Consider the following 22926-nt stretch of genomic DNA (forward strand, 5'->3'; position numbering starts at 1 on the left):
TCAGTATACCCGGGGGAGCACCCATGGAATCGTTGTACCGAAAGTATCGCCCGCTCACCTTCGACTCCGTGGTGGGCCAGCAGCATATCGTCTCGACGCTCGAGCACGCCATCACCGAGGGACGCCTGTCCCACGCGTACCTGTTCTGCGGACCGCGCGGCACGGGCAAGACCACCATGGCGCGCATTCTGGCCAAGGCGCTGCTGTGCCGTAATGCCGAGGCAGCGCGCGCCGAGGGTGCAAGCGGCTGCATGCCCGACGGTACTTGCGAGGAGTGCGAGCTCATTGCCGAGGGCAACCACCCGGATGTCTACGAGCTCGATGCCGCAAGCCGCACGGGCGTGGACAATGTGCGCGAGGAGATCATCAACTCCGTCAACTTTGCCCCGGTGCGCGGCAAGTACAAGATCTATATCATCGACGAGGTCCACATGCTCACGACGGCGGCGTTCAACGCGCTGCTCAAGACGCTTGAAGAGCCGCCGGCACACGTGATCTTTGTGCTGTGCACCACCGACCCGCAAAAGATTCTGGAGACCATCCTCTCACGCTGCCAGCGTTTCGATTTCCATCGCATCGGCAACGAGGATATCGAGCATCGCCTGGCATACGTGTGCGAGCAGGAGGGCTTCGATTACGACGACGAGGCGCTGGCTATCGTGGCGCGCCATGCAAAGGGCGGCATGCGCGACGCGTTGTCCACGCTGGAGCAGCTGAGCGTCTTTGGCAACGGTTCTGTGCATGCGGACGACGCCCGCTCGCTTTTAGGCGAGGTTTCGGACCAGATTCTGGGCGAGTTTTCCCGCGCCATTGCCGATCGCGATGTTGCCGAGCTGTATGGGCTTATTCGCGCGCAGGTCGAGGAAGGTAACGATCTGCTGGAGCTGACGCGCGACCTGGTGGCGCACGCGCGCGACGTGTATGTTGCCTGCGTTACCGGTGCCCGTGCCGAGTTGTTTGAGGGCGGCTCCGAGCAGGCCGAGGCGCTTGCTGCCGAGGCCGCTGCCTTTGGCGAGCATCCTGCCGACCGCCTGGCTCGTGTGCTGACAGTGCTCGACGATGCCGCACTGGAGATGAGGGGCGCGAGCGACGTGCGCCTGGTGCTCGAGATTGCCTGCACGCGTCTGGCGCGTCCCGAGGCTGATTTAACGATTGAGGCATTGGCCGAGCGCGTGGCACGCCTGGAGGCCATGGTTGCCAACGCCGCCGTGCCGGCGAGCGTGGCTGCTGCTCAGGCCGCCGCGCCTGCAGCATCCGTACCCGCTGCTGCCCAACAGCCGACGCTCATTTCGGGCGCCCGCGCTGCCGCCCCGGCGGCATCCGCTGCCCCCGCTGCTACGTCCGCGCGCCAGGGCGGTATGCCTTGGGACCGTGGTGCTGCTGTTCCGGCTGCCCAGCCTTCGCCCCGTTCTGCGTCCGTGTCAGCTTCCAAGCCTGCAGCGCCTGCACCTCAGCCTGCGCCTGCACCTCAGCCTGCGCCGGCTCCGACGCCTCAGCCCGTTGCGGCCCCCGCGCCTGCCATAGCTCCGGCACCTAAGCCCCAGTCCAACAATGCCGCCCAGGTTGCCGTCGCCGGTGCTGCCGAGACGCCCGCGGTCGAGGATGCCGGAGAGCTGCAGCGCAAATGGGCCGAGGTTGTCGAGCGTGTCAAGGCACGTCAGGCTTCCTACGCAGGGCTTTTGCTCAACGCCCGCGCCACGGCCGACGACGGCTCCAAGCTCACGGTCTCGTTCCCCGCGGGTTCGACTTTTGCCATTAAGATGCTCGGTCGCGCCGATACGCAGTCGGTGGTCCTGCCGACGGTCTGCGTGGTCTTCGGTCGTCGTACCGTCGACTATGTCCTGGATGGGGGTGGCACGCCGGCTCCTCAACATGAGGAGCATTCTCCATCTGCACGGGCTGCGGCATCTGCGGACCCGCAACCCGTGTCCTCGGCGGCCCCTGTATCCTCGAGCGCCAGCGCGCCGCAGCAGCAAACGGCACCGGTAGCGGCATCGACCCCGTCGGCGCCTAAGCCCGCGGCGCCCAAACCGGCTGCTCCGACACCCGCGCCCAAGCCCGTCTCGCCCGCGCCCAAGTCGTCTGACCTGGGCAAAGCCCCCTGGCTACGCTCCGACAACCCCGCCGGTGCTCCTGCCACGGGTAAGCTCCCGACCGAGCCCGCACCCCGTGCGCCCGAGCGCTCGGCTGCCCCCAAGGCTCAGCCTGTCGCGCAGTCCGCGCCGTGGGAATCCGAGCAGGTACCCTACGACGACGCCATGGTCGGCGGCTTTGCTGCCGATGCTGGCGGGGACGATCTTCCTCCGTTCGACGTGCCGGGTGCGACGCCCGCGCCCAAGTCCGCTGTAGCTGCCCCCAAAGAGGAGGACGCTTCTGCAGCTCCCTGGGAGTCCAACCCCGGCGCCGGCAGCCCCTTCGGCCACCAGGGCGCAGCCCCGAGCATCCCGCAGACCGAGGACGAGGCCAAAGACCTCATCCGCAGCGTCTTTGGCCAGGCCACCATCTTCAAGCCGGTGGAGTAGCTGCGCAGGCGGGTATACTGCTCAAGAAGAGGACCCCTTGTCCGGGCGCATCTGTATTTCGGACATGTGTAGTGTGGTGCCGCGTATGTCGCATTTGAGCAGACAGGTGCGTGACGGTCGGCCTAGGATGCTGAGGTCGATACGATACGTCGCATGGCTGTCCGTGTACTCGACTTGCTCGGCGTTAATGGTTGCTCCGATTGCCAAATAAACGCCTAGCTCGGCATCGACAATCTTGAAGTCCTTTATCTTGACCTTGAACTCTTGATAGAGGGACGGGCTGTTGTAGTAGACGGTTCGGGTTCCGTCGGTGCACTCATCGGTCGTCTCCCATTTGACGACGGGCTGGTCCGAGCTGGCTATCAGCAGTTCTGCTCCAAAAGCTATGGCATGGGTGATGACAACCAGCAATGCCCAGCCGACAAAGAGATAGAGAACCACATATGCAACGGGGTGTTTTGAGCGGATGTTTTGGAGCGCGTTGGGGGCATTCATGGGGCACCTCCAAATTACTATCTATGGCAATCAAATTATACCCTGCCGCCATGTGCGCCGCCTCGAGCAGCGGTTCGGCATTTAGCTATTTAGTGGCGCACATGAAATGCCGGATTCGGCTCTACTAGATTGAGTGTGCGATATTATGCAACCTTGCATAATTCGACCCTGCATAATCTTTGAGTGCGGTTTGTATTGGAGGACATGTATATCGACTGAGGTAACACGTCCGCCCCGCTCTCTCGCCGCGCGCCGTGGTACGATTTTTGAGTTTGAAAGTCCCGCCGTGCTCCGGCTGCCCTTGCAGCTCGGCGTGCGGCCGCACGTAAAGGAGCCATCATGGCCGGTATGAACATGCAGCAGATGATGAAGCAGGCTCGCAAGATGCAGGAGCAGCTTGCCGCCGCGCAGGAGAACCTCAAGTCCCAGACCGTCGACGCCTCTGCCGGCGGCGGCATGGTCAAGGTGACCGTTAACGGCGAGATGGAGCTCGTCAACCTCACCATCGATCCCGATGCGCTCGATCCCGAGGACGTCGATATGCTGCAGGATATGATCATGGCTGCCGTCAACGAGGCCGTCCGCGGCGTCAACGAGCTCGCCAACAAGCAGATGGGCGCCATCACCGGCGGCCTCAACATCCCGGGCATGCCGTTCTAAGACACGCATATATATGAGTGCCAACCACAGTCTGCAAAAACTGCTCGATGAGCTGGGTCGTCTGCCGGGCATTGGTCCCAAGTCGGCCCAGCGCATAGCCTATTACCTGCTCGAGGCCGATGCCGAGGAGGCCCGCCGCCTGGCCGAGGCCATCCTGGAGGTCAAGCAGGAGGTCCACTTTTGCAGCCGTTGCTTTAACTACGCCACGGCCGACGAGTGTTCCATCTGCCAGGACCCGATGCGCGATACCACTCGCATTTGCGTGGTGGGCGAGCCGCGCGACGTCCAGGCAATCGAGCGCACGGGCAGCTACCATGGCCTGTACCATGTGCTGGGCGGCGTGATCAGCCCCATGGACAAGATCGGCCCCGAGCAGCTGCATATCCGCGAGCTGCTGGCGCGCCTGGGCCACGAGGACATCCACGAGGTCATTATCGCCACCAACCCCAACATTGAGGGCGAGACCACGGCGAGCTACCTTGCTCGCACCATCAAGCCATTGGGCGTTGAGGTATCGCGTCTTGCGAGCGGCCTTCCCGTGGGCGGCGACTTGGAGTATGCCGACGAGCTTACGCTTGGCCGCGCTATCGAGGCCCGCCGCGCGATCTAAGCGGCGTCAGCTCCGCGGCATGTCCCGTCGGCCTGCCGCACGGGGCGCTCATAATTGGGTGCGCGTTCATACATTTGTTGTGCAACAAACCTGCTTTTCATCCGCTTATCGCGTGGATGGGTCCGGTCGCACCTCGTATTTGCCCATTCGTTGCACAACCTTTTGGGTTCGCTGATACACTCAAATGTGGATGTGAAAGAATGCGCCGCTTTTAAGCGGCGTGTTTTTGTTGGAGGAGATCGCATGCGGCCCGGGGGCACTCAGACAAAGCATGGCGCCGCGGTGCGCATGCGACGCCGGCTGGGCCTGGCACCTCGGGCGTGTGTGCTGCTGTCTTGCTCGCTCGTGCTGGTCATAGCCGGTGTTTCGGCTTATGGCATGACGGTGCCGTCCATGGTGCAGGCGCATGCTGCGCGTGAGCTGCATATTGGGCGCAAGGCCAAAAGCGACTTGGGAACGACAGCCGGATATACGTGGGCGAGTGTGGTCTCGCACGTTGTGTTCGGTGGCGACGATGCGGACAGTCCCGAAACATCGGACAACGAGGTTACGCTGGCAAACGGCAAGACCATCGTGCTCACCAACACCAAGATCATCACGAAGCTTTCCAACAACAGTGTGGCATCTGTCATAAATAAGGCCGAGCAGCAGAAGGGGCAGGACGCCCAACAGACAGGCAAGCCCGGCGGTTCGGGTTCGTCTGGCTCCAGCTCCGATTCGTCGGGCGGCGGTTCCGGTTCGGGCTCCGCCTCTGGCGGTGGATCTTCGGGTGATGGCTCGACGGACGGCGGTACCGGCGGGGACGCGGGCTCGGGTGGTCTCTCGGCTGCCGAGGAAGAGAGTATCCACAGCTGGCTCGTGACCAAATACAATATGCTCGATGGCTATGTCGCCCGCGCCAATAGCGTGGTGTCGACCTATAACGCCACGGGCGATACCGGACCGTGCGACACCCTGGCGAATGACATGTTTGTTATCCGTGCCGAGTTCGGTCGACAAAGGTTCTCGACCAAATCTAAGTGGTATCGGCAGTATGCCAATCTGTGGGGCTGCTATACCAACCTGTGCCAATGGGTTGGGCACTACGGCAACGACGACGTCGCGCTCAACAACTTCAACACCAATGTGGCGGCGATCGCCCTATGACGAACGGCCTCGCTTCTACGGTAGCCCAGTCGCTCAACCGTGATCCCATGGTGGGCTTGCGCCTGGCGCGCGTCGACGGGTTTGAGCCGGCCGTCGCCCTGGGCACGGACGAGCTTCCCGCCTACCTGCGCCGTTTTACGATGCTGTTTGCCGATGACGCCACCATGCGCCGCGGCGGTATCGGCCGTGTGACGCGTGCCGTTAACGCGCAGGGCGAGGCCGTGGCGCTCAAGCAGCTCATCTTGCCAACGCGCGACGAATTTGATGACGATGTCGCCCACGAGGCGCTGGTCGCCAAGTTCAAGGCGGCGTTTCGCGAGGAATACGAATGCCATCGCGCCCTTTCGGGCCTTAAGGGCTTTCCCCGCCTCTATGGCTGGGGCGAGGTCGACGGTGTGCCTGCAATTGTCATGGAATGGGTCGAGGGCGAGACGCTTGCCCGCTTGCGTTCGCGACTCGCCGTGGACGATGCCGGACGCCTGTCGCCGCTTGTGGCGGCGCGTCTGGGTCGCGACCTGTTCGATCTGCTCTGCCGTATGAGCCTGGTGGGCGAGGGCTTTGTCCATCGCGATATCTCGCCCGCTAATATTATGGTGCGCACGGCGCGTCTACCGCTTGACCGGCAGCTTGCCGAGGGCACCTTTGACCTGTGCCTGATCGACTTTGGCTCGTCGCTGGCGCTTGAGCCTGCGTCGGCCGTGGCCGGTACCGGCGGCAAGGCGTCGTTTACGGAGCGTTATGCGACGCTGCGTCGCGCGACGGTGGCCTACGCTCCGCCCGAGATGCTCACCGACGATATTCCCGACCTGCGCGCTTTGCGTATGTCGCCGGCGATCGACGTCTATGCCGCGGCAAGCACGGTTTACGAGCTCATTGCCGGCGTCGCGCCATACGAAGCCGCGCCGAGCACTTCGGGCGCCTCGGGTTCGCGCAAAAGGACGCGCGACATCGCGAGCCCCTACCGTCTCAAAATGGACACGCGGCCCGACTATCCCATTGGTGCCCATGCGCCCGGTTGTGATTTGACTCAGCTGCTTCGTCGTGAGCCCGATGTGGCGCTCGCCGCGGCCGAGCAGGCCCAGCAGCTAGGGCTTGAGCCGGATTCCGAAGAGCTACGCGATGCGCTGGCGTTTGTCGATGCCCAGCTGTTCGACGTGGTGATGGCCTGTCTGTCCAGCCATCAAAAAGATCGTCCCGAGCCGGCGGCGGTCGAGGCGGCGCTCTCGGCGTTTTGTGACCACTATGCGCAAAATGTCGGTCGTTCGCTCCGCGGCGAGCCGCTCACGCCGTGCCCCATGGATGCGTCTGGCCGCGCGGTGCGTCGCGCGCTGATGGTCGGCGCGACGGTCGTCTGTGGCGTGGTTTGGGCTGTGGTCGTGGTTTCGGCCGCGCTGCTGGCGTCGGGCGCTCGCGTGACGGCGACTTTGGGATCGCTCGTGTGGTCTGGGTCGCTACCGGGTATTATTGCCGCACTGGCGTTGGCGCTGCCAGGCATAGCCGGCGTTGCCGCGGGGGCACTTGCGCGCGATCGGCGCTCGGGCTTCCTGCAGGGTGTGCTTGCGCTTTCTGCCTGCGAGGTTCCGGTGCTGGTTGTGGCTGCATGTAGCGTATTTTCCCAACGCGCCGTGATGGGCGGCCTTGTTGCCGCTCTGGTTGCAACCTATACGCTTACGTGGTTTTTGCTTGCGATGGGCTTTGCCTTTGAACTTCCCGTTTCGGCACCGCGACGCACAAAAGCCCAGATGGCGACTCCGCTTGCCGGTGGAGCCGCAGCTGCCCGTACTTTTGGCGGACCTGTCGAAGTATCGTCCGATTCTATTTCTACGACCAAGGAGGCCTAGGTCATGGCATCTCAAGTTGAGCTCACCCCATGCGGGGCCATGTTTGACATCTTTAAGCGCGCGGCGCATCTGAGCCATATCGAGCTGTGCGGCTTGGTGCTTTCGTCCCGTCCGCTCGCCGACGGCCGCAGCCCGCAGAGTCGAGCCGCCGATCGCTCTTGGGTTTCCCGCTTTATCGTTCGCGCGCCGGTCGGCACGCTTCAGCAGCGCTACTTTGCCGAATACGGTACCTCGGCTGCGCGTATTATGTCGCAACTGGCCCTGCGCCAGCGAAATCCCATGGACTCCACGGCTGTGATCAATATGGTGTGCGGTCCTGCAGGTGAACCGATGGTACGCGCGCTCGAAGAGTGCCACCAGGACACGAATCTCTATCGCAACGCGCTCGATCGCCTGTCCCAGGCGGCGGAACTCATGCCCGCCGAGCGCGCCGAGGCCGTGCTGGTGCTGTTTGTCGCTGTCGGTTGTTCGGCGGATGTGCGGTCCTCGGTGAACTATGCCATCGACTACGCGCACGCGACCTGTGGCGGAGGAACATCCACGCCGCGTTCGCTTGGCATGTCGATGACCGCGGGCGAACGCGAACCCGCCCCGGCGCACCCCTTGGGCTTGCTGCGCGTGCAAAACAGTTTTGTCGTGAGCGCCCCGCGCTGGATTCAGCCGAGCGAGCAGGGTGTTGAGATTGGCGCACTGGCCACTGGTGAGGGCGATATTACCGACGTCGGCGACGATGTCTCGGCCCGCCATGCCCATATCTGGTGCGATGCTCAAAATATCTGGCACGTCGAGGACTTGTCGTCCACCAACGGAACCGTGGTGGTAAACGGGGCCACGCGCGTCTGCATTCAGGTCGAGCCCGGCCGTTCCGCCCAACTCAATCCCGGCGACGAGCTCAAGCTCGGCGAATCCACTACCTACGCCATTCTCTTCGGTGCCCTCTAGCCAGTCCTGCCAAATGGTCCCTCCGTCCCCAAGGGATCATTTTGCTCCCGGCAGTCACCCGAGGTAAACCTTTACCGCCCGCCTATATTTGCCGAAATTACACTTGACGGCGGGGTACAATAAACCCGCATGCGGATTTCCGTTGCGGGCGCTTCCCATCGCCGGGGCGTGCCCGGGAGCATCCGGCATGCGGCCTTTGCGGCGCTCGGTCATGTGCAAGACGGGCGGTCGGGTCTGTGGGGCGCATCAGCTGGCCCTCGCCTCGGCATGCCTTCTCTCCACGCCATGTACCTGCTGCTGAGCCTGCCTGCCAGATGATTGGAAGCAACAGCGAGAATCCCATCACGCCAACATCCCGGCGATCGCCGGGGCCTGTATACCTATATGAGAGGAGAGGGGTATATGGCGCGTAAGTTTAAGTCTATGGACGGCAACGAGGCGGCCGCATATGTTTCGTATGCGTACACCGAGGTAGCGGGAATCTATCCCATTACGCCGTCCAGCCCGATGGCCGACCATGTCGACCAGTGGGCGGCCCAGGGTCGCAAGAACATCTTCGGCACCCCGGTCAAGGTCGTCGAGATGGAGTCCGAGGCAGGTGCAGCCGGTACCGTTCACGGTTCGCTGGGCGCCGGTGCTCTGACCACCACCTACACGGCTTCTCAGGGTCTGCTCCTGATGATCCCGAACATGTACAAGATCGCAGGCGAGCAGCTCCCGGGCGTTTTCCACGTCTCCGCGCGTTGCGTCGCTTCCCACGCCCTGAACATTTTTGGCGATCACTCCGACGTCATGGCCTGTCGTCAGACCGGCTTCGCCATGCTCGCCGAGGGCAACGTCCAGGAGGTCATGGACCTCTCGCCGGTGGCTCACCTTGCCGCCATCGAGGGTAAGACCCCGTTCCTTAACTTCTTCGACGGCTTCCGCACCAGCCACGAGATCCAGAAGGTCGCCATGTGGGACTACAAGGATCTGGCCGAGATGTGCGACATGGACGCCGTCCAGGCTTTCCGCGACCACGCGCTCAACCCTGAGCACCCGCACACCCGCGGCAGCCACGAGAACGGCGATATCTTCTTCCAGAACCGTGAGGCCTGCAACAAGGTCTACGACGAGCTTCCCGCCGTCGTCGAGGGCTACATGAAGAAGATCAACGAGAAGCTCGGCACCGATTACGGCCTGTTCAACTACTACGGCGCTCCCGACGCCGATCGTGTCGTCGTGTGCATGGGCTCCTTCTGCGACGTGCTCGAGGAAGTCATCGACTACCTCAACGCTCACGGCGAGAAGGTCGGCCTGGTCAAGGTTCGTCTGTTCCGTCCGTTCTCCATCAAGCACTTCGTCGACGTTCTCCCCGAGACCGTCCAGAAGATTGCCGTCATGGACCGTACCAAGGAGCCGGGTTCCATCGGCGAGCCGCTCTACCAGGACGTCGTCTCCGCTCTCTACGAGGCCGGCAAGACGGGCATCAAGGTCGTCGGCGGCCGTTATGGCCTGGGCAGCAAGGACACGCCTCCTGCGTCCGCGTTCGCTGTCTTCGAGGAGCTCAAGAAGGACGAGCCCAAGCGCGAGTTCACCATCGGCATTGTCGATGACGTGACCAACCTGAGCCTGCCCGAGGCCGAGGATACGCCCAACACCGCAGCCCCCGGCACCATCGAGTGCAAGTTCTGGGGTCTGGGTGGCGACGGTACCGTCGGCGCCAACAAGAACTCGATCAAGATCATCGGCGACCACACCGACAAGTACGTCCAGGCCTACTTCCAGTACGACTCCAAGAAGACCGGCGGCGTCACCGTCTCGCACCTGCGCTTTGGCGATTCTCCGATCCGTTCGCCGTACTACGTGACCAAGGCCGACTTTGTCGCTTGCCACAACCCCAGCTACATCGTTAAGGGCTTCAAGATGGTCCGCGACGTCAAGCCGGGCGGCACCTTCCTGGTCAACTGCCAGTGGAGCGACGAGGAGTTCGCCGAGCACATGCCCGCCGTGGCCAAGCGCTACATCGCGAACAACAACGTCAACGTCTACCTGATCGACGCTATCGACCTGGCCGCCAAGGTCGGCATGGGCAAGCGCACCAACACGGTGCTCCAGTCCGCCTTCTTCGCGCTGGCCAAGGTCCTGCCCGCCGAGGACGCCCTGCAGTACATGAAGGACGCGGCTACCAAGTCCTACATGAAGAAGGGCCAGGCTATCGTCGACGCCAACCACAAGGCCATCGATGCCGGCGCTACCGCCTTCCGTAAGTTCGAGGTTCCGGCCGACTGGGCTACCGCCGAGGATGCCGCTCCCGTCGAGCTCTCCGAGGAGACCAAGTCCGCTATCGCCCAGCAGGTCAAGAACCTGCTCGAGCCCATCGATCGCATGGACGGCGACAGCCTGCCCGTTTCCGCCTTCGTCGATTGCGCCGATGGCCAGTTTGAGCTGGGCGCCTCCGCATACGAGAAGCGCGGCGTCGCCGTGGTCGTTCCCCACTGGGACGAGACCAAGTGCATCCAGTGCAACCAGTGCGCCTACGTGTGCCCGCATGCCACCATCCGTCCGTTCGCGATGACCGAAGACGAGGCTGCCGCCGCGCCCGAGGCTACCCGCACGCTCGACGCCATGGGCCCCAAGGCCAAGGGCATGAAGTTCACCATGGCTGTGTCCCCGCTCGACTGCATGGGCTGCACCAACTGCGTCAAGGTCTGCCCCAAGGGCGCCCTCGAGATGGTTCCCACCGAGCAGGAGATGGACCAGCAGCCCGTTTGGGACTACATGGTCGAGAACGTCTCCGAGAAGAAGGAGCTCATCGCGGCCAACGTCAAGGGCAGCCAGTTTAAGCAGCCCTACCTGGAGTTCTCCGGCTCCTGCGCCGGCTGCGCCGAGACCGCCTATGCACGTCTGGTGACCCAGGTCGCCGGCGACCGCATGTTCATCTCCAACGCCACCGGCTGCTCCTCCATTTGGGGCAACCCCGCTGCCACCGCTCCTTACTGCAAGGACAAGGACGGTCACGGCCCGGCGTGGAACAACTCCCTGTTCGAGGACAATGCCGAGCACGGTCTGGGCATGGCCGTCGGTTACGAGGCCGTTCAGAAGAAGCTGATCGCTGCTACGCAAGAGATTATCGCCGCTGACGGTCCGTCCGACGAGCTCAAGGCCGCCGGTCAGGCTTGGATCGACTCCGTCAACGACGCCGAGGCCTCTAAGACCGCTGCCGCTGCCTACGTTGCCGAGCTCGAGAAGTGCGGCTGCGACGCTTCCAAGGCGATCCTCGCCGACAAGGCTTACCTCACCAAGAAGTCCTTCTGGATCTTCGGCGGCGACGGTTGGGCCTACGATATCGGCTTCGGTGGCCTGGACCACGTCCTGGCTTCCGGCCACAACGTCAACGTCTTCGTCTTCGACACCGAGGTCTACTCCAACACCGGCGGTCAGGCCTCCAAGGCCTCGAACCTGGGCCAGGTTGCTCAGTTCGCCGCTGCCGGTAAGGTGACCAAGAAGAAGTCTCTGGCCGAGATTGCCATGAGCTACGGCTACGTCTACGTGGCGCAGGTCGCCATGGGCGCCAACCCGGCTCAGACCCTCAAGGCCATTCACGAGGCCGAGGCCTACGACGGCCCGTCCCTCATCATCGGCTACAGCCCCTGCGAGATGCACTCCATCAAGAAGGGTGGCATGCAGAACTGCCAGGCCGAGATGAAGAAGGCTGTCGAGTGCGGTTACTGGAACCTCTTCCGCTTCAACCCCGAGGCTGCTGCCGGCAAGAAGTTCTCGCTCGATTCCAAGGAGCCCGCGGGCGGTTATCAGGAGTTCCTGATGAACGAGGCCCGTTACGCTTCGCTGACGCGTTCCTTCCCCGAGCGCGCCGAGGAGCTCTTCAAGGAGAATGAGCAGGCTGCTATGGACCGCTATCAGCACCTGCTGAAGCTCAAAACGGTGTATAACGAGGCCTAGGTCTCCCACCGCAGGATCTGAGGGCTGACCTTCGCGGACGTCCTCGGACATGAAAGAACCCCCGCTGCGCATTATGTGCGGCGGGGGTTCTTTCGTCCTGCGGAGTGTCCGCGAAGGTCAGCCCTCAGATCCTGCTACGACTACGTCCTCAGATTGTGTGGGCGGATGAAGGACGTAGTTGGCCGGGTATTCCGTCCCTTTCGCTGTTTCGCGGCTTTGCCGCGAAACCTCGCGCCACTTTGGGGATGGATGGGGGACTTGGCTGTTGCCGCCTTTTCGGAGCGCTTCTTTATTCCTTTTGCTGGATGAAAAGCCCCTTGTTTTTGCAGGGGTGCATACTCGACTTATAAGTGCATAGAATCTCGTATAGCGCGAGTAAGATATTGCGCTGTCCGTTTTGTGTTTAGCAGAGATGTAGTTTGCATAATCCGACATAATCCTCGCTTCATTTAAATAAAGTCGCACGTAAATTACGTAGATATGTCTGAGCTGGAGTTCTGTACGCTGAGCGGACAAAAACGACCGTTCACCGTTCCGCTATTTTCAAAATGAATAAAATGAGCGATAAAGAGAATATAAACCTTAATAAACTCGCGTATCGCACGGACGCGGGTTATTAATGGGTTGTAGGCCTTTTACAGAAAGGATTCCAGCAATGTCTAAGCCTCTTGGCAAGCCCGATCGTATTGTCGTCGCCCTTGGCGGCAACGCCCTCGGCAACAACCCCGTCGAGCAGATCGAGGCCGTGAGCAACACCGCCCACGCTCTCCTCGGTCTCATCGAGCAAGGCAATGAGATCATCATCACCCACGGCAACGGCCCGCAGGTCGGCATGATCCAGAACGCCTTCGCCGCTGCCCACGATGCCATCGGTACCCCCGAGATGCCGCTGCCCGAGTGCGGCGCTATGTCCCAGGGCTACATTGGTTATCACCTGCAGCAGGGCATCGGCCGCGAGATGCACAAGCGCTATAAGCGTTGGCACGCCGCAACCGTCGTCACCCAGATCGAGTGCGACCCGGACGATCCCGCGTTCAAGAACCCGACCAAGCCGATCGGTCCCTTCTACACCGAGGAGCAGGCCAAGGAGTTCATGGCCGAGGACCCCTCCAAGGTCTTCGTCGAGGATTCCGGCCGCGGCTGGCGTCGCGTCGTCGCTTCCCCCGATCCCAAGAAGATCGTCGAGGCCGACTCCATCCTCAACCTGCTCGACAACGAGTTCATCGTCATCGCCTGCGGTGGCGGCGGCATCCCCGTCGTCCGCGACTACGAGAACAAGGGCTGCTACAAGGGCGTTCCCGCCGTCATCGACAAGGACCTGGGCGGCGAGCTGCTGGCCGAGGACTGCGACGCCGACGTTCTGTTCCTGCTGACCGCCGTTGAGCATGTCGCCATCAACTTTGGCAAGCCCAACCAGGAGGAGCTCGAGGACATTACCGCCGACGAGGCCGAGCGCCTGGCCGACGAGGGCCAGTTCGGCAAGGGTTCCATGGAGCCCAAGGTCCGCGCTGCCATCAAGTTCGCCCGTTCCCGCAAGGGCCGCACCTGCATCATCGGCGCTCTGGACAAGGCCGCCGAGACCATGGCTGGCCTCTCCGGTACCCGCATCCACGAGTAGTCTCTACTCTGTTGCCTCTCTCGTGGGCGCCAGGCAAAGCGCCCGCAAACTAGCCTCTCTTCATGAGCCCCGCAGTCCGCTCCGACTGCGGGGCTTTTGCTATTCACCTAGTCATTGGGGACGTTCTTAAATGACTAGTCAAACAAGAGCGTCCCCAATGACCACTCATTTAAGTCTGTCCCCAATGACTAGTAGTAGGCCCACATGGCTTCGACTTCGTTGAGGACCTCTACGACGCCCCAGCGGCGGGCGCTGCGGCTGGCCGAGTTGGGGTCGTAGACGCCAATCTGGTTGGCGTCGTCGATGCCGTAGAGCACGATGTAGTGGCCTACGTTGGTAAATGTACCGGGGCGCACTGCGGCGATGACGGGCGCACCCGAGCGAAGTGCTTGGGTAATCGATTCGCGATCGTTATAGAGCTGTGTTCCGTTGAGCCCCAGCTGCCACGCACCGCCTGTCATAAACGACCACTCGGTGGCACCAGTGGGGGCGTAGTTGCCGGCTTCGGCCAGCGCGCATATATCGACCGGCGTCTTATCGGTATGGCCGGTCTTAAAGATATAGACCATGGTGAGGCAGGTAGGACCGCAAGCGTTTTCGCGAATAGTGCCACCGGCATAGGGCAGCTCCGACCATGCGGGGTCAATTTGGTAGATGTGGGGCATGGTGCCGGCCTGCCATTGCGAGCGTGGGGTCGAGAACGCAAAGGAGTAACCGGGTGCGACGGGAGCTTTAAGCAGCTTGTCCTCGGCAGTGGGCTCAAGACCGGCTGATCCGTGGGAGATACAGGATCCCAAAAACACAAAGACGAGGCAGGCGGCGATGGAGCAAAGCGCAAGGCGTAGGCGGCGGGCCGGAAGCGCGTGGCTTGTGGTGTGCGACGCGGGGTGAGGGGCGGAATTGCCGCGATCGCGTTGAGGTCGCGAAAAGGAGCGCTTGACGTAGTAGTCGGTCTTACGGCGATCGTAGCGGCGTGGCTGCGATGTGTCGGTCTGACGTTGGCGTGTGCTCGTACTGACGCGGTCTGACTGCTGCACGGTACGGCTTTGCTGCCGCGAAGAAGCCCCGGGCTGCTCTTGGGGGCGCTGCGGGTTGTCGTTGTCGGAGGTGCTTCTGGGCGTTGGCGTGGTGCGGCCGGCAAGGCGCACGCTTTGTGGCCGTTGGTCGCCGTCATTGTATCCGTATGCCATTCGAATCACCTTGCCTCATGTGTAACTTGTCTATCCTACATAAAAAGATGCACGACACATGGGCATGTGCGCCAAAAGCCTGACAAATGGTATGAACGTTGCCGCGCCGCGCGCCAAGCGCCACGGCAACAGGTATTCAAAAGCAGACAAGATGAAAGCGTCCAAGACGAATGACGTCTCCCGCCGTTCGTCCCAAAAACGGTGCCGCTCGTTTTGCAGTTCTGCCTTCGGTCGAGCTGCGAGCGGCGCTGCTGCGCCAAGGCCGTATCTTAAAGCCATGGAATAAAAGCGCGCGGCAAAACGGACCGCGCAAGGGGTGACGCCAAGGGGCGTCAAAAAGGAAAGGAGGGGAACAATGGCGGACAAGAATGCAGAAGTTGCAGTCGAGGATAACGGCGGCATGAAGAAAACGCTTTCGCTCTGGAACTTCTTCACCATCGGTTTCGGTGCCATCATCGGTACCGGTTGGGTTCTGCAGGTCGGCGACTGGATGGTCGTGGGCGGCGGTCCCGTTCCCGCTATGATCGCATTCCTCTTGGGTGCAATCTTCCTCGTGCCCGTCGGAGCTGTTTTCGGTGAGCTCACGGCTGCTATCCCCATCTCTGGCGGCATCGTCGAGTATGTCGATCGTAGCTTTGGCCGTACGCTGAGCTACATCACCGGTTGGCTTTTGGCCCTGGGCAACGGCATCCTGTGCCCGTGGGAGGCCATTGCCATTTCGACCCTTGTGTCCGAGATGTTCGGTAGCCTGCCCGGTCTTGAGTGGCTGCGCGCCGTCAAGCTCTACACCATCCTGGGCGCCGACGTTTACCTGTTCCCGACGCTGATCGCGCTCGGCTTTGCAGTCTACGTCATCTTCCTCAATTTCCGCGGTGCCAGCTCGGCCGCCAAGCTCCAAGCCTTCCTGACCAAGGCCCTGCTCTGCGGCATGCTGCTCGCCATGGGTGTCTCGCTGTTCACCGGCTCGCCGAGCAACGCCATGCCTGTGTTCTCTCAGGTCGCCGGCGCTGGCGGCGGTAAGGCCGCCACCGAGGGCACCAGCCTGTTCGCCGGTATCGTGTCGGTCCTGGTACTGACCCCGTTCTTCTACGCCGGTTTCGACACCATTCCCCAGCAGGCTGAGGAAGCAGCCGAGGGCCTTAACTGGAACAAGTTCGGCAAGATCATCTCCCTGGCCCTGCTGGCCGCCGGCGGCTTCTACATGGTCTGCATTTACTCGTTCGGCACTATCCTCGACTGGCATGAGTTTGTTAAGAGCCCGGTTCCCGCGCTTGCCTGCCTCAAGGGCATCAATATGCTCCTGTACCTGGCCATGCTTGTCATCGCCACGCTTGGACCCATGGGCCCGATGAACTCCTTCTACGGCGCCACGAGCCGCATCATGCTCGCCATGGGCCGCAAGGGCCAGCTGCCCGAGAAATTCGCCGAGGTCGACCCCAAGTCCGGCGCTCCCAAGCTCGCCTGCGTCGTTCTGGGCGTCATCACCGTCGTCGGTCCGTTCCTGGGCAAGAACATGCTCATCCCCCTGACCAACGTGTCGGCTCTCGCCTTCATCTTCTCCTGCGGCATGGTCGCCCTCGCCTGCCTGCGCATGCGCTTCACCGAGCCCAACCTGCCCCGTCCCTACGAGGTGCCCGGCGGCAAGTTTGGCATCTCCCTCGCTATTGCTGCCTGCGCCATCATCATCGGCCTGCTCGTGATTCCGTTCTCTCCCGCCTCCCTCAACATGGTGGAGTGGAGCATCGTGATCGGCTGGTTGGCTATTGGCCTGGCCCTCATGGCTTTCACCAATTCCCGCAAAAAGTAACGCCTAGCCGGGGCGGATCAGGTGCGCGGGACCCTCTCTTCCGCGCACCGAACCCGGCACCACTTGGGTAGCTTTGTGAGGCCTTAACCCAACACGGTCTCGCCCACTATATGGATCCATAAGGAGGAACCATGTCCACTAAGTATGCAATCGTTGGCGGAAAGCTCATCGACGGTACCGGTGCCGAGCCGGTCGAGAACTCCCTCGTTCTCGTCGACGACAACGGCAAGATCGAGTACGCCGGCGCCATGCAGGACCTTCCCGAGGGCGTTGAGGTCATCGACGCCGCCGGCAAGACCGTCCTTCCCGGTCTGATCGACACCCACCTGCACTTCTCGGGCAACCTGACCGACGATGACACCGATTGGGTCATGCAGCCGCTCCTCGAGAAGCAGGCCGTCGCCGTCAAGCAGGCCTACGACTGCCTCACCCACGGCCTCACCACCGTCTGCGAGATCGGCCGCTTTGGTATCCAGATCCGTGACTGCATCGACAAGGGCGTCTTCAAGGGCCCGCGCGTTCTGGCCACCGGCCTTGGCTTCTGCCGCGTTGCCGGCCACGGCGACTCCCACCACTGCAGCCAGGAGCTCAACAAGGAATCGCACCCCTGGGGCGATCAGGTCGACGGTCCTTGGGATCTGCGCAAGGCCGTCCGTCGTCGCCTGCGTGAGAACCCCGATGCCATCAAGATCTGGGCTACCGGTGGCGGCATCTGGCGCTGGGACTCCGGCCGCGACCAGCACTACTGCTCCGAGGAGATCCAGGCCGTGGTCGAAGAGGCAAAGATGGTCGGCATCCCCGTGTGGAGCCACTGCTACAACAACCACGCCGCTGCCTACGATTCCGTTCGCTTTGGCTGCGAGCAGCTGATTCACGGCTTCGATATCGATGAGCGCACCATGGACCTCATGGCCGAGCAGGGCACCTTCTTCACTCCGACGATCGCCTTCCTGCCCACCTGGTATGCCACCTATCCGCCCGTCTACGTCCCCGAGCTGCACGACAAGTACGAGGGCACCCTGGTCGAGAAGGAGCTGCAGCGCAACTACGACTGCCTGCGCGAGGCCAAGAAGCGCGGCGTCGTCATGACGATCGGCTCCGACTCCTTCTCCTTCGTCACCCCGTACGGCACCTGCTCCATCGAGGAGATGTACGAGTTCGTCGACAAGATCGGCTTTACTCCGGTCGAGACCATCACCTGCGCCACCCTCAACGGTGCCAAGATGTGCCACATCGAGGACGAGACCGGTTCCATCGAGGCCGGCAAGTGCGCCGACCTGCTGGTCGTCAACGGTGACGTCGCCGCCGACATTCACGTGCTCAACACCGACAACATGGACGTCATCATGAAGGACGGCTGGATTGTCGAGGCCGGCACCTTCGGCGAGGCAAACAAGTACAGCGCCTAAGCTACCGTTCATCGATGGCTTGATGTAAAACACAGTATTTGATTGCATAATGCAATGGAGAGGGTCGCTTGCGGCCCTCTTTATTGCTATGGGGTGCGTCAGTAAGAAGGAGATGACGGTGGATCTCAATAGGCTGATTCTGGGCAAGAGCTACAACTCTACCAAGGTCTTTCGTACCGCTCAGCATGTGGTTCAAGCCATCTTGCTCGGTATTGTCGTTCCGCTGCTTATCCTGCTGCTCATCTGGGATCTAACCGATAATCCCAATCCCGTTCCGGCCGTTGTCGTCATTGCCGGCTTGGTCATGCTGTGCTTCTTCTTCTCGTACGTCTTTGTCGTTCCCGACGACCTCACATCGAGCGCTACCGACCGCACGCTCGCCATCGCGTCGAAAATATTCGCCTACACGTCGCGCGGCCTTACGCCCGAAGCTGCCCTGGGCGCCTCTAAGATCATCCTGTCCGAAACTATCGCCTCTGCCATCTGCTTTACCGACGGCAAGCAGGTGTTGGCAAGCTGGGGCGAGGACTCGGCAAAATGCCCCGCGGGCACCCCGGTGGTGCTGCGGACCACGCTCAATGTGATTAACAGCGGTGAGCAAAGCGTGTTCTCGCGCGATGCCTCGACCGAGACGGGTGGCTACTTTCCGCGCCTGCGCGCCGGTATTGTCGCACCGCTTACCGTGCGCGGGCATTGCGTGGGCACGCTCGAGCTGTATTATCCCCGTCTGAGCAGCATCGATATGCGCCAGACGGCGCTTGCCTCGGGCTTTGCCGACCTCATTTCCACGCAGCTTGCGAGCTTTGAGCTCGAGCGCCAGGACGAGCTTACGGCCCGCGTGGAGCTGCGCGCCTTGCAATCGCAGGTCGATCCTCATTTTCTATTCAATACCATCAGCACCATCGTGTCGCTCGTACGTACCGAGCCGGACAAGGCCAGGTCGCTGCTGATCGACTTTTCCAATTACTACCGTCAGACGCTTTCTGATTCCGATACCCTCACAACGCTCGAGCACGAGGTGGAGCAGGGCACTCGCTATATCAATCTTATGCAGGCTCGTTATGGCGACGGCCGTCTGCGCGTCTCGGTCGATATCGACTTTGAGGTGCGCGATTGCATGGTGCCGCCGTTTATCTTGCAGCCGTTGCTCGAAAACTGCATCAAGCACGCGCAGCGCGAGACCGAGCCGCTTTCTATTCATGTTAGGGCTTTTGAGACCGATGACGGTTTGGAGATCATCGTCGAGGACGATGGCATCGGTATGAGCGAAGAGGTCTGCGCGCATCTGTTTGAGCAACATCGCCGAGAGGAGCCCGAGAGCATTACCGCCGACGGCTCCGTCAAGCGAGGTTGCGGCCTGGCGCTCTTCAACGTGCTTCAGCGCATCCATTTCTTTTACGGAGAAGATTCCGGCATGCGCGTGAAGTCCCAGGAGGGCGTGGGAACGCAGGTCATCGTCGAGCTGAACGGCGAGCCGCATGAGCCCGCGCCGTTGACGGCGTAGCACTCGAGTGTATTGAGGAGAGAGAGGAAGCGCACATGTCCGAGGGTTGGAACATCCTGGTAGTTGATGACGAGCCTCCCATTAGGGCTGAGCTACGCTATCTGTTGGAAAAGGATGCGCGTGTGGGTCAGATTGCCGAGGCGGGCAATGTCACCGAAGCTGTGGAGTCGATTCTGTCGAACAAGCCCGACGTGCTGTTTTTAGACATTACCATGCCCGGTCGCTCGGGAATTGAGCTTGCCGAGACGCTGCAGAACCTAAAGACGCCGCCGGTGGTTGTGTTTGTGACGGCGTTTGCCGAATTTGCCGCCGATGCGTATAACCTCGATGCGGTCGACTATGTCGTCAAGCCGGTCGAGGACGCACGCCTGTCAAAGGCACTCGACAAGATCGAGGCAGCCTTGGGTGCCCGTCGTGTTATCCATGCTCCGCGCCAGCCTTTGCGTCTGACGGTGGACCGCGGGGGCAAAAAGGTGTTCATTCCCGCCGCAGACGTCTGCTACTTTGAGGCGCGCGCCGATTTTTGCAATGCCATCTGCGCCGAGGGAACGTACCTGATCAATGAGTCGATCTCTTCGCTCGAGCGTCGCTTGGTCTCCGAGGGCTTTATTCGCGTTCATCGCAGCTATCTGGTCAATTTGGAAGACGTGCACAATGTTGAGATCGGTTCCACGGGTCTTATGGAGCTCAGGCTCGACCACGTGAACTCGACGGTGCCGGTGTCCCGTCGTCGTGCCGCCGAGGTCAAGTCGCACCTGGGGCTTGCGTAAGAGGCTTGCGTGCCGTCGTTTACCATCGCAGGTTTGGCATGGGCGCGCGGTGGGCATAATGGGTGGCATCGAATGAAATCGAAAGGATCATTATGCCCGCGCTTATCACCCATCATCTGTTTGGCGAGGAAAGCATCGACCGTCTTCCGCAGGGCGTCATCGCGTCCGATGAAGAGCGCATTGCCTTTATCTTGGGCAACCAAGGCCCCGACCCGTTCTTCTTTCACATTCTGACACCGCGTGTTTCCGACTGCACGCTGCTGGCACAGGTCATGCATCGGTCGCGCATGTCTCGTCAGTTTGCGTGCCTGCGCGACGGCGTGTCACATCTGCTGCCGCGCGACGCCAGCTTGGGTCGCGCCTTTGCGCTGGGCCTACTGTCTCATTACGTGCTCGACCGCAACGCCCATCCCTTTGTCTATGAGCAGCAGTTTGGCATCGTGGAGTCCGATTCAGCGCTTGAGGATTCGAGCAGTCAGGTCCATGCCGTGATCGAGAGCGACCTGGATGTACTGATGCTGCAGCTTAAACGCGATGGCGCTACGGTCGACGATTACCCGCCGGCGGGCGAGATCGTCACCACCGATCGCATCAATCGCGTGGCCGGCGTGCTGATGAGCTATGTTGCCGGACGCGTGTACGGCATTGACATTCCGGCGGGGGAGTACGGTGCTGCCGTTGCCAATATGCAGCGACTTTACCGCGCGATTGAGCCGGCCGGCTCCGCAAAGACGCGCGCGATCTCGCTGGTTGAGGGCTTGGTGCACGACTACTCGCTGCTCGACGGCCTTGCCCATCGCGTGACGACGGAGCTGCCCGAGCGCACCGGTAACCTGGGCCATCTGACATGGAAGAATCCCTTTACCGACGAGGTCTCGAACGAGAGTTTCCCCGAGGTCTTTGATCGCGCGCTGGTCGATTACGAGTGCACGGTCGCACGTTTTATCGAGACCGGTGACATGGATGCCGTGACCAGTCACGTCAACTACAGCGGTCGCGTGCTCGAAGCCGATGAGGAGTTCGACCGCGAGGAATAGGGCCCGTGCGTGCCCCTTTGCCGAATCCTTACCGGCGGTTCTGGACAATTGGGGTACGATGAACTAACTGCATATCGGGCGAATACGAAGGGTCCCTGTCCATGAAATACACCAAGCTCGAGCGTAACTGGGTTATGTATGATGTGGGCAATTCGGCCCTTGTGCTGCTCAATACCTCGGTGGTGCCCATTTACTTTAACGCCATCAATACCGGCGCTTCCTCGGCCGACCTGGTGGTCGCCTGGGGCAATGCGCAGACGATCGCCTCGCTGGTCATTGCCATGCTCATGCCCATTCTGGGCGCGCTTGCTGACTACGCAGGCAACAAGATCAAGTTCTTCTTGGGCTTCTTCCTCACGGGCCTGGTGCTTTGCCTGGCGCAGGCTATCCCAATGTCCGCCATGGCATTTTTGACCGTGTACGTGCTGTGCACCATCGGCCTTAACTCTTCTATGACGTTCTACGACGCCATGCTGCCCGACATTACGACCGACGAGCGCATGGACGCCGTGTCCAGCTCGGGCTATGCCTGGGGCTATATCGGTTCCACCGTGCCGTTCGTCATCTGCCTGGCGCTCATCATGGGTGGCCCCGCTCTTGGCGTCCCCACCATGCTGGCAACGCGTCTGTCGTTTATCATCACTGGTGCCTGGTGGCTCATCTTTACCCTGCCGCTCATTCGCACCTATAAGCAAAAGTACGGTCGCGAGCGCGGTCCCGAGGACACTATCGGCCACATCGTGGGCGGTGTGTTCTCCGAGGTCGGACACACCATGCGCGAGATCGCCCACAACAAGACCGTGCTGGTCTACATGATCGCGTTCTTCTTCTATATCGACGGTGTGCACACGGTCATTTCCATGGCCACCAGTTACGGATCGGCCTTGGGCATCGATTCGACGCAGCTGGTGCTGGCGCTGCTCGTTACGCAGTTCGTGGCCTTTCCGTCCGCCATCATCTACGGCAAGCTCGCCGGACGCGTGGGCACGCTCAACATGATCCTGGTGGCGGTCGCCGCCTACATGGGCATTGTGCTGTTCGCCGCGTTCTTCCTAAAGACCGCCTTTGAATTCTGGGTGCTTGCCATTATGGTCGGCCTGTTCCAGGGCGGCGTGCAGGCGCTCAGCCGTAGCTACTTTGGTCGCATTATCCCCAAGGAAAAGTCCAACGAGTACTACGGCTTCTTTGACATCTTTGGTCGTTATGCAAGCGTTATGGGCACCTTCCTGGTGTCGGTCGTCACCTCGCTGACCGGCAACCCGTCGCTGGGCGTCCTTTCCATTGGCGTGCTGCTGATTGTTGGCTTTATGCTGCTGGTCCGCCTGTCCCGCATGACTCGGGCGGCAGAGCATGCCGCATAGGAGCGAGCGGCTATTGTGCCTGTCCACGGTACTCTTTTGGGGTTATCCGCAATAAACATTGCGACTTGCGAG

The 22926-nt window shown here is 61.5% G+C and carries 16 protein-coding genes; 14 read left to right on the forward strand and 2 right to left on the reverse strand.

The window, feature by feature from the left end:
• The first annotated feature begins 23 nt into the window (after positions 1-23).
• Positions 24-2522: a DNA polymerase III subunit gamma/tau gene (dnaX, locus tag ABHR63_RS02160; protein ID WP_346964983.1), complete on the forward strand. Its 2499-nt coding sequence runs from the start codon at positions 24-26 to the stop codon at positions 2520-2522.
• Between the two features lie 21 nt (positions 2523-2543).
• Here the strand turns inward: dnaX and ABHR63_RS02165 are convergent, their stop codons facing one another.
• Positions 2544-3017 (reverse strand): hypothetical protein, encoded by a 474-nt coding sequence (locus ABHR63_RS02165; protein WP_006235175.1) that lies wholly within the window; start codon positions 3015-3017, stop codon positions 2544-2546.
• Positions 3018-3356: 339 nt separating this feature from the next.
• On the opposite strand from ABHR63_RS02165, the gene ABHR63_RS02170 reads away from it, so the two are divergent.
• The 7 genes from ABHR63_RS02170 (at position 3357) to arcC (ending at position 13776) form a co-directional block, all read left to right on the forward strand.
• Positions 3357-3677 carry a YbaB/EbfC family nucleoid-associated protein gene (locus ABHR63_RS02170; RefSeq protein WP_006235174.1) on the forward strand — a complete coding sequence of 107 codons (321 nt, stop codon included), beginning with the start codon at positions 3357-3359 and terminating at the stop codon, positions 3675-3677.
• 13 nt (positions 3678-3690) lie between these two features.
• Complete coding sequence (gene recR, locus ABHR63_RS02175) at positions 3691-4287, forward strand: recombination mediator RecR (protein WP_006235173.1); 597 nt, start codon at positions 3691-3693, stop codon at positions 4285-4287.
• A gap of 243 nt (positions 4288-4530) precedes the next feature.
• Positions 4531-5433, forward strand: a complete 903-nt coding sequence (locus ABHR63_RS02180) for a hypothetical protein (RefSeq protein ID WP_346964984.1) — start codon at positions 4531-4533, stop codon at positions 5431-5433.
• Positions 5430-7274: a serine/threonine protein kinase gene (locus ABHR63_RS02185; protein WP_346964985.1), complete on the forward strand. Its 1845-nt coding sequence runs from the start codon at positions 5430-5432 to the stop codon at positions 7272-7274. The genes ABHR63_RS02180 and ABHR63_RS02185 overlap by 4 nt, the downstream gene beginning before the upstream one ends.
• Before the next feature lie 3 nt (positions 7275-7277).
• Positions 7278-8216: an FHA domain-containing protein gene (locus ABHR63_RS02190; RefSeq protein WP_022094220.1), complete on the forward strand. Its 939-nt coding sequence runs from the start codon at positions 7278-7280 to the stop codon at positions 8214-8216.
• Between the two features lie 402 nt (positions 8217-8618).
• Positions 8619-12158 (forward strand): pyruvate:ferredoxin (flavodoxin) oxidoreductase, encoded by a 3540-nt coding sequence (nifJ, locus tag ABHR63_RS02195; protein ID WP_238057831.1) that lies wholly within the window; start codon positions 8619-8621, stop codon positions 12156-12158.
• 655 nt (positions 12159-12813) lie between these two features.
• On the forward strand, positions 12814-13776 hold the full coding sequence (gene arcC / locus ABHR63_RS02200) for a carbamate kinase (RefSeq protein WP_055310076.1): 963 nt from the start codon (positions 12814-12816) through the stop codon (positions 13774-13776).
• Between the two features lie 188 nt (positions 13777-13964).
• Here the strand turns inward: arcC and ABHR63_RS02205 are convergent, their stop codons facing one another.
• Complete coding sequence (locus tag ABHR63_RS02205; RefSeq protein ID WP_229028295.1) at positions 13965-14966, reverse strand: C39 family peptidase; 1002 nt, start codon at positions 14964-14966, stop codon at positions 13965-13967.
• A gap of 355 nt (positions 14967-15321) precedes the next feature.
• Here ABHR63_RS02205 and ABHR63_RS02210 point away from each other — a divergent pair, with 355 nt between their 5' ends.
• From ABHR63_RS02210 to ABHR63_RS02235, 6 genes are all read left to right on the forward strand, one after another.
• A complete protein-coding gene (locus ABHR63_RS02210; RefSeq protein ID WP_346964986.1) occupies positions 15322-16773 on the forward strand; it encodes an APC family permease in 1452 nt (483 codons plus the stop codon).
• A 131-nt stretch (positions 16774-16904) separates the two neighbouring features.
• Complete coding sequence (locus tag ABHR63_RS02215; RefSeq protein WP_117633809.1) at positions 16905-18182, forward strand: metal-dependent hydrolase family protein; 1278 nt, start codon at positions 16905-16907, stop codon at positions 18180-18182.
• A gap of 112 nt (positions 18183-18294) precedes the next feature.
• A complete protein-coding gene (locus ABHR63_RS02220) occupies positions 18295-19686 on the forward strand; it encodes a sensor histidine kinase (protein WP_226790488.1) in 1392 nt (463 codons plus the stop codon).
• 35 nt (positions 19687-19721) lie between these two features.
• Positions 19722-20456 (forward strand): LytR/AlgR family response regulator transcription factor, encoded by a 735-nt coding sequence (locus tag ABHR63_RS02225; RefSeq protein ID WP_195568633.1) that lies wholly within the window; start codon positions 19722-19724, stop codon positions 20454-20456.
• A 92-nt stretch (positions 20457-20548) separates the two neighbouring features.
• Positions 20549-21493 (forward strand): zinc dependent phospholipase C family protein, encoded by a 945-nt coding sequence (locus tag ABHR63_RS02230; RefSeq protein ID WP_346965862.1) that lies wholly within the window; start codon positions 20549-20551, stop codon positions 21491-21493.
• A 101-nt stretch (positions 21494-21594) separates the two neighbouring features.
• On the forward strand, positions 21595-22854 hold the full coding sequence (locus ABHR63_RS02235) for an MFS transporter (RefSeq protein WP_006235159.1): 1260 nt from the start codon (positions 21595-21597) through the stop codon (positions 22852-22854).
• Positions 22855-22926: the final 72 nt, after the last annotated feature.

The organism is Collinsella aerofaciens (assembly GCF_039752775.1).
GTDB classification, from domain to species: Bacteria; Actinomycetota; Coriobacteriia; order Coriobacteriales; family Coriobacteriaceae; genus Collinsella; species Collinsella aerofaciens_R.

Bases quoted from the DNA above. Each gene is read 5' to 3' on its own strand.
- dnaX (WP_346964983.1), top strand. From the start codon at position 24: ATGGAATCGTTGTACCGAAAGTATCGCCCGCTCACCTTCGACTCCGTG.
- ABHR63_RS02165 (WP_006235175.1), bottom strand. From the start codon at position 3,017: ATGAATGCCCCCAACGCGCTCCAAAACATCCGCTCAAAACACCCCGTT.
- ABHR63_RS02170 (WP_006235174.1), top strand. From the start codon at position 3,357: ATGGCCGGTATGAACATGCAGCAGATGATGAAGCAGGCTCGCAAGATG.
- recR (WP_006235173.1), top strand. From the start codon at position 3,691: ATGAGTGCCAACCACAGTCTGCAAAAACTGCTCGATGAGCTGGGTCGT.
- ABHR63_RS02180 (WP_346964984.1), top strand. From the start codon at position 4,531: ATGCGGCCCGGGGGCACTCAGACAAAGCATGGCGCCGCGGTGCGCATG.
- ABHR63_RS02185 (WP_346964985.1), top strand. From the start codon at position 5,430: ATGACGAACGGCCTCGCTTCTACGGTAGCCCAGTCGCTCAACCGTGAT.
- ABHR63_RS02190 (WP_022094220.1), top strand. From the start codon at position 7,278: ATGGCATCTCAAGTTGAGCTCACCCCATGCGGGGCCATGTTTGACATC.
- nifJ (WP_238057831.1), top strand. From the start codon at position 8,619: ATGGCGCGTAAGTTTAAGTCTATGGACGGCAACGAGGCGGCCGCATAT.
- arcC (WP_055310076.1), top strand. From the start codon at position 12,814: ATGTCTAAGCCTCTTGGCAAGCCCGATCGTATTGTCGTCGCCCTTGGC.
- ABHR63_RS02205 (WP_229028295.1), bottom strand. From the start codon at position 14,966: ATGGCATACGGATACAATGACGGCGACCAACGGCCACAAAGCGTGCGC.
- ABHR63_RS02210 (WP_346964986.1), top strand. From the start codon at position 15,322: ATGGCGGACAAGAATGCAGAAGTTGCAGTCGAGGATAACGGCGGCATG.
- ABHR63_RS02215 (WP_117633809.1), top strand. From the start codon at position 16,905: ATGTCCACTAAGTATGCAATCGTTGGCGGAAAGCTCATCGACGGTACC.
- ABHR63_RS02220 (WP_226790488.1), top strand. From the start codon at position 18,295: ATGACGGTGGATCTCAATAGGCTGATTCTGGGCAAGAGCTACAACTCT.
- ABHR63_RS02225 (WP_195568633.1), top strand. From the start codon at position 19,722: ATGTCCGAGGGTTGGAACATCCTGGTAGTTGATGACGAGCCTCCCATT.
- ABHR63_RS02230 (WP_346965862.1), top strand. From the start codon at position 20,549: ATGCCCGCGCTTATCACCCATCATCTGTTTGGCGAGGAAAGCATCGAC.
- ABHR63_RS02235 (WP_006235159.1), top strand. From the start codon at position 21,595: ATGAAATACACCAAGCTCGAGCGTAACTGGGTTATGTATGATGTGGGC.